Source organism: Flavobacterium sp. (genome assembly GCF_043722275.1).
Lineage (GTDB): Bacteria > Bacteroidota > Bacteroidia > Flavobacteriales > Flavobacteriaceae > Flavobacterium.
Genome location: NZ_JAYSPC010000144.1, coordinates 1 through 2,886, shown reverse-complemented (window position 1 = coordinate 2,886; position 2,886 = coordinate 1). Strand labels below are relative to the sequence as shown.

At 31.9% G+C, this 2,886-nt stretch carries 3 protein-coding genes; all 3 read right to left on the bottom strand.

Features of this window, described 5'->3' with window-relative positions; all coding sequences use genetic code 11:
* Positions 1-345: 345 nt before the first annotated feature.
* From ACHZDT_RS17340 to ACHZDT_RS17330, 3 genes are read right to left on the bottom strand one after another with little or no spacing between them, the layout of a single operon-like run.
* Positions 346-873, bottom strand: coding sequence for an MjaI family restriction endonuclease (locus ACHZDT_RS17340; protein WP_394775905.1), 528 nt, complete (start codon positions 871-873; stop codon positions 346-348).
* Positions 873-1,961, bottom strand: coding sequence for a hypothetical protein (locus ACHZDT_RS17335; protein WP_394775903.1), 1,089 nt, complete (start codon positions 1,959-1,961; stop codon positions 873-875). Before ACHZDT_RS17335 ends, ACHZDT_RS17340 begins: the two co-directional genes overlap by 1 nt.
* Positions 1,958-2,413, bottom strand: coding sequence for a DNA methyltransferase (locus ACHZDT_RS17330; protein WP_394775902.1), 456 nt, complete (start codon positions 2,411-2,413; stop codon positions 1,958-1,960). The genes ACHZDT_RS17335 and ACHZDT_RS17330 overlap by 4 nt, the downstream gene beginning before the upstream one ends.
* Between the last annotated feature and the right edge of the window lie 473 nt (positions 2,414-2,886).

Genomic DNA, 2,886 nt, shown 5'->3' with positions numbered 1-2,886 from the left:
ATAGAACTTAAAGATGAGATTTATTTTCAGAGTAACCTGAGTGAATAAATACCATTTTGTTGATGTCAACAAAATGGTCTAAAACTTTTTTTAAGGTCTCTTGCAAACCAATACTCAACACAATCTGATTCATTAACAGCTAATTCAAAACTGCTGTGCAGTTGTGATATGATTTCATTTTTCATTGTTAAAATATGTTGAGATAAAGGTAGAAAAAATGATAAAGAATATACTCAAATAATTTAGGTTCCGTATGTAGGTAAATAAAAAATAAATGAACCATAGTTTCCTTTCACCTCCATTTTGGTAAAGCCCGTGTAAGCAGTATGTGGCTTCTTCTCGTGGTTATTTTAGCCTTGCTATTTCAGCAGTAATTTCGTCAAGCACTTCTTTGTTTTTCACTTCCTTTTTGTTACCAACTTTTGAAGAGAAAATTATAAATACTTTGCCGCCATATTTTTCTTCAAAAGATTCAAAGTTTGCTTGCATTCTTTCTGTCAGTTTGTAATTGCCAAAGTTTGCATTTGCAGTTACAGGTTTTATTTGAATACCAAAAGCTTTGTCGCCCACTTTGCCGATATAATCTACATCGCCCGAATGGTCTAAATCAGCATCAGATTCTTCAAATATGACTTCTGGAAATTGTTTTGCAAGAAAGTCGTTGATAATAGATTTTTCAGTTATGAAACCGTCAAAAGTTCGAGGTACGGTAACTTCATAAACATAATCGTAGCAATCTTGTTTTGTAATTTGTCTGAATGCTTCTGTCCATTCAGGAATAACAACCTCGGTGATTTTATCATAAAGGCGGTCTCCTAATTCTTCAACAATCTTAGGGTTTCGTGCTATTATATCTTGTATCAAATTATCCATTAGTCAAGGTATTTAAAATTAAGATTTAATCTGTTTTTCTTTAATTGTAAATCTAAACTGAAGATATTATTTATCTCTATCCCCAATGGTGTTAAATAAATTTTATCATATTTAGTTGTGGTCTTAATCTTATCAACTAAACCTAATTCCATACACCAATTACAAGCGAAGTTTAAAAATTCATACATGGTTCTTGACAAATAATTAACGTTAAAAAGGCCGTTTACTAAATCAAGTTTATGCTTTTCAAAATCTTTAATATTGGGTAGCCATTCTCCATTAGTTACCTCCAAAAATCTCAGGAACCAATAAATATTTACTTTATGAGCAGACCAATTACCGTTTGTTATTACTCTAAGCAAAATTTTCTTTTGTTCATTGGTTAAATCAATAGAAGATAAGTTTGAAGCAGTATCAATATCAAGATTGTAATTTTGAATATATTCAACTCCATCTGTAGAGATTGAATACCCATTTTTATTTAGAGTTATCATTTCAAAATCTAATGCAAGCCTTAGATAGCATTTAAAATTTGTTGAATTTGGTGAAGTAAAATAGTAAGCTAAATCCTTTTCACTAAGGCTTGTTTTTTCAAAATCCTTGAAAGGTTTTAATATTTTATTTAGCCATCTTAAAAAGCAAATGGTATAATTGGCCGGCTTGGGCATAGACAAACCAAAACTCAAACTTAATCTTTCAACAGTTGAAGTATATAATTTTTTTACATCATTGATTGAATATGTTTTTATTAAAACTTCATTTTCTTTTCCGAAATCATTGATAATAGATTTTGCTTTTTGATTGGTTTCATTTGCATAGAGAATGCAATAAGTTGTTTTATCTGAATAGCTAACGTTTTTGTAATTCAATACCTGATTAAAACAATAATCTCTTTTATTTTTAGTGTCAAGTACAGTTTCTAATTCAACTATTAACTGACTTTTCTGGTAGTTTTCAAGAATGAAATCTATTCTTCCGAAATCGGTAGTTATTTCTTGGCCTTTCTTAACTGCTATTTGAAAATCAAGAGATTTTGAAAGAAAATCTAAGTTTTGTAACAATGTCCATTGGACTAAATTTTCTTTCATACGTTAAGCTGCGTTAGGGATTGAAGTGGAAATCTTTTTTTGAGAAACGAAAAAAGATTGGAATGTAAAGCCCGACCCGACAGGGGAACGTCCCAATTATCCGTATTAAAATTTGTTCCGTTTAAATCCTGTTGATGTACTGCTAATTTATCTTTTATAAAAGGAATAGGAATTACTTTGTAGCGTCCATAATAAACAGCCCTTGCAAATTGGTCACCAATATTCACACACAACCTGCAACCATTGTGAAGCGTTCTATAGCATTCTTTCCAAACTAAATTAAGATTGTTAATGTAATTTTCATAACTGTCGTGGAAACCAATTTGGTTGTCTGTCCCGTAGTCTTTGAGTTGCCAATAAGGTGGTGAAGTGATTGCCAAATGAACAGAATTATCAGACAATAATGTCATTTGTCTGCTGTCGCCATTAATTATTTTATGATGAGTTTTCAAGCTATAATTTTGATTTGTCCAAAGTTAACAAAAAATGCTCGTTTAGATAAGTAACTCTTGAATTTGCAGGGCCTTTTTCCATTACAGCCTAATTTTGTATTCACTAAAATACAACCAAAATACTTTCACTCCTCCAACTCTTTCAGTTTAATATATGATAGCCTCGAAGCCTTGCCGCCATGAAAAAATAATGTACAAGAGTGTCCCGATAGCTATCGGGGCCACCGAAGCCAAATTGAAATACCTCAGCCTGGCTCAAAAAAAAAATTACTAAACAAAACCCGTTTCTTAAAATAAGAAACGGGTTTTGTATTTATAAAAAAGTATAAAATTATATTTTAAACCTCGCCAGCTCCTTGCCCGATTTTACATCATGTGCATGCACCGTGCAAACCAAACAACTATCGAACGAACGGGCAACGATGCCCACTTCCACGGGGTCGTTTACATCTTCAATTTCCAAACCGGTGAGG